This window comes from Bradyrhizobium sp. 23, from assembly GCF_023073295.1.
Taxonomy (GTDB): Bacteria; Pseudomonadota; Alphaproteobacteria; order Rhizobiales; family Xanthobacteraceae; genus Bradyrhizobium; species Bradyrhizobium canariense_D.
The window spans coordinates 351,161-357,814 of record NZ_JADPJF010000042.1 but is presented as its reverse complement, the minus strand read 5'-3'; the positions used below and the strand labels follow the sequence as shown (position 1 = coordinate 357,814).

At 64.6% G+C, this 6,654-nt stretch carries 7 protein-coding genes; 1 reads left to right on the top strand and 6 read right to left on the bottom strand.

All coding sequences use genetic code 11. The features are described 5' to 3' along the window. Window positions 1-113: 113 nt before the first annotated feature. Both IVB32_RS11490 and IVB32_RS11485 read right to left on the bottom strand, forming a co-directional pair. Window positions 114-1,499, bottom strand: coding sequence for a LysM peptidoglycan-binding domain-containing M23 family metallopeptidase (locus IVB32_RS11490; protein ID WP_204511287.1), 1,386 nt, complete (start codon window positions 1,497-1,499; stop codon window positions 114-116). A gap of 109 nt (window positions 1,500-1,608) precedes the next feature. Then, a complete protein-coding gene (locus IVB32_RS11485) occupies window positions 1,609-2,259 on the bottom strand; it encodes a protein-L-isoaspartate(D-aspartate) O-methyltransferase (RefSeq protein ID WP_026233485.1) in 651 nt (216 codons plus the stop codon). Between the two features lie 225 nt (window positions 2,260-2,484). On the opposite strand from IVB32_RS11485, the gene IVB32_RS11480 reads away from it, so the two are divergent. Continuing rightward, entirely contained in the window at window positions 2,485-2,856 is a 372-nt protein-coding gene (locus tag IVB32_RS11480; RefSeq protein ID WP_007590670.1) for a response regulator, read from the top strand. A gap of 35 nt (window positions 2,857-2,891) precedes the next feature. Here the strand turns inward: IVB32_RS11480 and surE are convergent, their stop codons facing one another. The 4 genes from surE to tatC all read right to left on the bottom strand — a co-directional run bounded on the left by surE (window position 2,892) and on the right by tatC (window position 6,560). After that, window positions 2,892-3,659 (bottom strand): 5'/3'-nucleotidase SurE, encoded by a 768-nt coding sequence (surE, locus tag IVB32_RS11475; protein ID WP_247410384.1) that lies wholly within the window; start codon window positions 3,657-3,659, stop codon window positions 2,892-2,894. Window positions 3,660-3,760: 101 nt separating this feature from the next. Continuing rightward, window positions 3,761-4,123, bottom strand: coding sequence for a hypothetical protein (locus tag IVB32_RS11470; protein WP_085353194.1), 363 nt, complete (start codon window positions 4,121-4,123; stop codon window positions 3,761-3,763). A 94-nt stretch (window positions 4,124-4,217) separates the two neighbouring features. Beyond that, window positions 4,218-5,549, bottom strand: coding sequence for a serine--tRNA ligase (gene serS / locus IVB32_RS11465; RefSeq protein ID WP_018458027.1), 1,332 nt, complete (start codon window positions 5,547-5,549; stop codon window positions 4,218-4,220). A 198-nt stretch (window positions 5,550-5,747) separates the two neighbouring features. Next, complete coding sequence (gene tatC, locus IVB32_RS11460; RefSeq protein WP_247296619.1) at window positions 5,748-6,560, bottom strand: twin-arginine translocase subunit TatC; 813 nt, start codon at window positions 6,558-6,560, stop codon at window positions 5,748-5,750. Window positions 6,561-6,654: the final 94 nt, after the last annotated feature.

Below are 6,654 nucleotides of genomic sequence, written 5' to 3'. Positions count from 1 at the left end.
GGGCGATCCAGTATTCCAGAGACGGTTGTGATCGATCGAGAGGCCGCGGCGTACTGGGTCGCCCGGTCAAGCCGGGCGACGACAGCTTCAGTTGGGAGACAATGTAGGCCTCATCACGCCCCGTTCAGGAATTGAAGCGGATCAACCGGGCTCGATCCCTTGCGGATCTCGAAGTGGAGCTGCGGCGACGCCACCTCCCCGGATTGACCCGACTTGGCAATGACCTGGCCGCGCTTGATGGTATCGCCGCGCTTCACCATCAGCTCACTCGCATGGGCATATGCGGTGACGTAGCCGTTGGAGTGCCGAACCAGGACCAGATTGCCGTAACCTTTCAGCTCGTTGCCGGAATAGGCAACGACACCGTCTTCGGCCGCCTTGACCGGCGTGCCCTCGGGCACCGCGAGATTGATGCCGTCGTTGGATTTGCCATTGGTCTTGGCGCCGTAGCTCGTGACCACCTTGCCGCGCACCGGCCAGCGGAAAGTCGGCAGCGCGCTGGTGGTCTCCGCAGCTTTCGCGGGAGTGTCCGCGGCCTTGTCTTCGACGTTGGCGGTGGCCTGGGCCAGGCGCGCGCTCTGCACCGGCGCGGCGACGGCGGCCATCTTGGTGGCGGGCGCAGGCGCGGCAGCAACCGGCTGCAGCGTCCCCGCGACGGGAGCGGCTCCGACCGGAGCCGCGGCAAGCGGTGCTGCGACAGCGGCGGTCTTGGCCCCGGGCACGGCCAGCCTGGCGCCGAGCTTGAGTTTTGCAGAGGGATCGAGGCCGTTGGCGCGGGCCAATTCGGCCGCCGAGATATGGTTCTTGCGGGCAATGCTGGCGAGCGTGTCGCCGTGGTTCACGAAGTGCGTGCTTGACGGCGCGGCAACGGCCGCAACCGGCTTCGCAGCGGGCGCTGGGGCAGCGGCAACGGGAGCCATGAGCGGCGCGGGCGCAGCCGCCGTAGCTTGGTGCGGAATGATCAGTTGCTGGCCGGGCGAGAGCGCGCGCGGCCCCTTATAGCCGTTGGCGGCGAGGATCGCCTGCGGCGTGACGCGATAGCGTTTGGCAAGCAGGTCGAGCGTATCGCTGGTGCCGACGATGATCTTGGTTCCGCCGACCGGCTGGGCGGCTGCAACCGAGCGTGGCGGCACGGTGGCCGTGGTCTCGAGATGCGGCTGCGCCGGGGGTGCGTAGGAGCCCACGCCGCGTCCGCCTCCGGACACACCGCCTGCTGCAACGGGGTAGGATTGCGGCGTGGATACCGCCGGCGGCAAAGGCTGCGACTGATAATAACCGGACTGCGTCTGCGGCCGCGAATATTGCGGCAACTCACGCTGCGGCGGCGGGGCCTGCTGCACCGAACCGGTCGATTCCTGCGCGAAGGGATTGGAGAAGTTCGACTGGGACATGCGCGACGACATGTCGGCGCTGCACCCTGCGAAGCTGAAGGAGATCAGCGCCAGCACCGCGACCTGCGGCACACGGCGCGAGTAAAGCAACTCGGCGGCAACGGACATGGTTACTCACTCGTACGCAACAGAACTGGTGTTTTAAGTAAACACGCGCCGAGTAAATAACGGCTTAACCCTCCCAATAAGATGTTGGCAGCGCAGCCAATCCGGAATTCTACAGCTCCCGCGCCACGCCGGGCAGCGCCGGCACGAAGCGGACCTCGACGAGTTCCTTGCGCTCGATCCCGGCTTCGGTCCGGCTCAGCCGGATCAGCGTCTGCACCCCCTGATGCGGGCCGACGGGCGCGATCAGGATGCCACCCACCTCCAGCCGCTCGACCAGGTTCTCCGGGAGCTGCTCCATCGCGGCCGTGACGATGATGCGATCGAACGGGCCAATATTGGGGGGCAGATTGAGTCCGTCGCCCAGCATCACCTCGACGTTGTGATAGTTGAGTTTTTCAAGCCTGATACGTGCGGCATCCGCAAGCTTGCGGTAGCGCTCGACCGTCAACACCTGGCCGGCGAGCCGCGACAGCACCGCCGCCTGGTAGCCCGAGCCGGCGCCGATCTCGAGGACGCGGTGCTTCTTCTGAAGCTGGAGCTGCTCGGTCATGTAGGCGACGACAAAGGGCTGGCTGATGGTCTGCCCGCAGGCGATCGGGAGCGCGCTGTCGCGATATGCGCCGTCCCGATCGGCGTCGTCGACGAATTGATCGCGCGGCACCTCCTCCATGGCCCTCAGGACCGCCTGGTCGCTGATGCCCCGACGCCTCAGCGTGAGCTGAAACATCATCTTTTCCGGCGGGTGCTGATGGGGGGTCATTGCCTGCTTGTGCTGTGTTTGCGGTCCGGGACGCCCAACCTGGGCGCGAGATTCCTGTTCCGGCTCAGGGAACCCATGATAGGCTTCGGATGGCGTAGTTGACCATAAATTGGCTTGCAACGGGCGAGCCGCGATGGCCATTTTCAGGCATCCGTTCGTCGAAACGCGCATTGCGTCGATTCATGTTATCTGCGAACGTTTTTGGCAATGGGCAAGGACTCGACCATGACCGCGACGGGGCTTACTGGCCGCTCTGTATTCCTCGTCGAAGACGAGGTGATGATCAGGATGATGGTCGCGGACATGCTCGAAGAGCTTGGCTACAAGATCGCAGCCGAGGCGGGCGACATCACCGAAGCCATGCGGCTCGCCCAGGCAACCGAGTTCGACATCGCCATTCTCGACGTCAACGTCAACGGCAAGGTCATCTCGCCGGTCGCCGATGTCATCAAGGCGAAGGGCTGCCCGTTCATCTTCGCCACCGGATACGGTTCCTCGGGCCTGCCCGAGCAGTACCGCGATCGGCCGGCGCTTCAGAAGCCATTTCAGCTCGACGCCCTCGGCAAGACCATCGAAGCCGCGCTTCGCGGCGGCTAGGCCCCATTCCAGGTCGGATTACTTCAGCGTCGGACTTACTTCAGCGTCGCACTCAGCGCCTCGGAAAACGCCTCGTTGGTCCGGTCGAGCCTGAGCGGCGTGACGGAGACGTAGCGTTCGCGGAGCGCCGCGAGATCGGTGCCGTCGGCCGGCGTATCCATCATCGCGGTGCGCTCGAAGCCGATCCAGAAATACGGATTGCCACGGCCGTCCCTGCGCTCGTCGATCCTAAGGAAGCCGAGATTGCGCTTGCCTTGCCGCGTCACGCGGATGCCCAGCACATCCTCCGGCGCGCAGGCCGGGAAGTTGACGTTGATGACGGTGTCCTTCGGGATGCCGGCGGCGATCACCTTGCGCAGGATGTCGGGCCCGAATTTGCGGGCCGTGTCCCACAGCGGCCGGTCGCGGGTCTCCACGCTGAACTCCTGCGACAGGGCGAAGGACGGCAGCCCCAGGATGGTGCCCTCCAGCGCACCGGCGATGGTGCCGGAATAGACCACGTCCTCGGCGACGTTGCGGCCCTTGTTGACGCCGGACAGCACGATATCGGGCAGCTTGGCGCCGAGGATGTGGCGCGCGCCCATGATGACGCAGTCGGTCGGCGTGCCGCGCACCGCGAAATGCCGCGGACCGACCTCGCGCAGGCGCAGCGGATCGTTGAGCGACAGCGAATGCGACACGCCGGACTGGTCGAGTTCAGGCGCGACCACCCAGACGTCATCGGACAATGCGCGCGCGATCTCCTCCAGGACCTTGAGGCCGGGTGCGTGGATGCCGTCGTCATTGGTGCAGAGAATGCGCATGGGAAAGGTCGATTCCTGAAGCGGGTCTGAGCCGTCTTATCCGGCCGGGGCCGATCAGGCAAACCGGCCGACCGGGCGGCACCTGGTCGCCGGCTTGGCGGTTATCGGCGAACTCGCCATTGCGGCAGAAAGCGCGCAAGCCGGCCCTCCGCGTGCAATCTCATCGCCGGCACGACCGGGCTCACCATCGGCGCCTCAATCACGCCGAGCGCCTCCAGCTGCGCGACGAATGGGTCCGGCACCGGCGCCTGTGGAAAGCGGTCACGTGCCAGCGTTAGCGCCTGGTCGAAATCGGCTGCATTCACACCGGGCTTGGCCCGCCGGCTCTGGACCAGATCGTCGTCCCAGAGCCGCGTGATCGCGATGTCGAGCACGCCACGCAGCCGCTGATCGACGGCCTGGATACCGGCACCCGTCACCGCCCATTGTCTGCCGACCCAGAAGATATCGCGGTGCAAGGCCATGAACGATCGGTTCGCGTTGTCGGGTGGCCGGCAGGATAACCGGCCGCCCGATCTTCGCAACCAAACGTTTCTCCGTTTCAGATTGGCGGCACGCCTAGTCGCGTGCGACCACCTTCAGCCCGCCCATATAGGGCTGGAGCACGCTGGGGACCGCAATCGAGCCGTCCTCTTGCTGATAGGTCTCCATCACGGCGATCAACGCGCGGCCTAGCGCTGTGCCGGAGCCGTTGAGCGTGTGCACGAACCGCGGCTTGCCATCGGGGCCGCGCGAGCGCGCGTCCATCCGGCGGGCCTGGAAATCGCCGCAAACCGAGCAGCTTGAGATCTCGCGGAATGCCCCGCCGTCGCCCTGACCCGGCATCCAGACCTCGATGTCATAGGTTTTTTGCGACGAGAAACCCATATCCCCGGTGCACAGCGTCATCACGCGGTAATGCAGCTCGAGCCGTCGCAGCACTTCCTCGGCACAGGCGAGCATGCGCTCGTGCTCGTCCTTGCTCGTCTCCGGCGTCGTGATCGAGACCAGTTCGACCTTGGTGAACTGGTGCTGCCGGATCATGCCGCGGGTGTCGCGCCCTGCGGCGCCCGCCTCCGCGCGAAAACACGGCGTCAGCGCAGTCAGCCGCATCGGCAGCTGCTTTTCGTCGAGGATGGATTCTCGGACGAGATTGGTGAGCGCCACCTCCGCGGTCGGAATGATCCCGAGACGCTCGGTCCGGAGCCGCTCATGGTCGGGCGCGGCGAGCAATTCGCCCTTGATCGCCCAGAACTGGTCGTCCTCGAACTTCGGCAATTGTCCGGTGCCGAACATGATCTCGTTGCGCACGAGCAGCGGCGGATTGATCTCGGTATAGCCGTGCTCGTCAACGTGTAGATTCAGCATGAACTGGCCGAGCGCGCGTTCGAGCCGCGCCAGTCCCTTCTTCAACACGACGAAGCGCGCGCCGGAGAGCTTCGCTGCGGTCTCGAAATCCATGTCACCGAGCGCGGCGCCGAGATCGTCATGGGGTTTTGGCACGAACGCGTAGTTGCGCCTGTTGCCGAAGACATGGCGCTGCACATTGCCGTGCTCGTCGACACCATCGGGCACCTCGCCGAGCGGCAGATTGGGGATCGCCGCCAGCTCCTTGGCGAGCTCCTCGTCGGCAGCCTTCGCGGTCGCCTCGAGCTCCGGCATGGTGGTCTTGAGCTCGGCGACCTCCGCCATCAGCTTCGCCGCGCGCGCCTCGTCCTTCGTCTTCTTGGCATCGCCGATTTCCTTTGAGGCCGCATTGCGCCGCGCCTGCGCCTGCTCGGAAGCCAGGATCGCCGCACGCCGGGTCTCGTCGATTGCTAGCAGCGACGCCGACATCGGCTTCAGGCCGCGTCGTGCGAGGCCGGCATCGAAGGCTTGCGGGTTGTCGCGGATCGATTTGATGTCGTGCATGGCCGTGGTCCTGGGGCTTGTTGCAACCCTGCAAATCCTGGATTTGCATTTATGCAAATGGCTGCTTCCCCTAGCACGGCTGTCATCGCCCGCGAAAGCGGGCGATCCAGTATTCCAGAAACATCACTGATTCCCCATAGGCCGCGGCGTACTGGATTCCCCGCTTTCGCGGGGAATGACACCGGAGTATGGGGCGCCCTACTCTGCCGGATTAACCGGCGTCGATACGTCGGTGCCGCTAGAGGCTTGCGAAGCTGCAGCCTTCTTCTCCACAATTCCCACCGCGATGATCGAGCCCTCGTAGAGCGCGAGCAAGGGAATCGCGAGCGAGCACTGGCTGAGCACATCGGGCGGGGTCAGAACGGCCGCGATGACGAAGGCAACGACGATGAAATAGCGGCGCTTCTCGCGCAGCATTTTAGACGTGACGATGCCGATGCGCCCCAGCAGCGTCAGGATCACCGGAAGCTGGAAGGCGATGCCGAAGGCGAAGATCAGCGACATCATCAGCGACAGATATTCGCCGACCTTGGGCAGCAGCTGGATCTGCGCGGTCTCGTCACTGCCGGCCTGCTGCATGCCGAGCGAGAAGCGGACCAGCATGGGCAGCACGACGAAATAGACCAGTGCTGCGCCCAGCACGAAGAAGAACGGGGTCGCGACCAGATACGGCAGGAAGGCCTGCTTCTCGTGCTTGTAGAGTCCGGGAGCGACGAACTTATAGATTTGTGTCGCGACGATCGGGAACGAGATGAAGCCGGCGCCGAACAGCGCGAGCTTGAGCTGGGTGATGAAATATTCCAGCAGCGCGGTGTAGATGAATTTCGAGTTCTCGGGACCCGCGATCCACACGAACGGCCAGACCAGCACGTTGTAGATCTGCTTGGCGAAGAAGAAGCAGAAGATGAAGGCAATGCCGAAGCCGAGCAGCGCTTTGATCAGCCGCGAACGCAGCTCGATCAAATGGTCCATCAGGGGAGCTTTGCTGGCCTCGATATCGGCGGCGCTCATGACGCTTTGGCGCCCTTAATCGCCTCGGCCGGCGCAGTGTCCTGGGTGACCGAATCTTGCGTGACCGAACCTTGAGCGACCTGCGCCTGCTCGA

Coding starts and splice junctions, on each gene's coding strand:
- IVB32_RS11490 (WP_204511287.1), bottom strand. CDS start 1,499: ATGTCCGTTGCCGCCGAGTTGCTTTACTCGCGCCGTGTGCCGCAGGTC.
- IVB32_RS11485 (WP_026233485.1), bottom strand. CDS start 2,259: ATGACCCCCCATCAGCACCCGCCGGAAAAGATGATGTTTCAGCTCACG.
- IVB32_RS11480 (WP_007590670.1), top strand. CDS start 2,485: ATGACCGCGACGGGGCTTACTGGCCGCTCTGTATTCCTCGTCGAAGAC.
- surE (WP_247410384.1), bottom strand. CDS start 3,659: ATGCGCATTCTCTGCACCAATGACGACGGCATCCACGCACCCGGCCTC.
- IVB32_RS11470 (WP_085353194.1), bottom strand. CDS start 4,123: ATGGCCTTGCACCGCGATATCTTCTGGGTCGGCAGACAATGGGCGGTG.
- serS (WP_018458027.1), bottom strand. CDS start 5,549: ATGCACGACATCAAATCGATCCGCGACAACCCGCAAGCCTTCGATGCC.
- tatC (WP_247296619.1), bottom strand. CDS start 6,560: ATGAGCGCCGCCGATATCGAGGCCAGCAAAGCTCCCCTGATGGACCAT.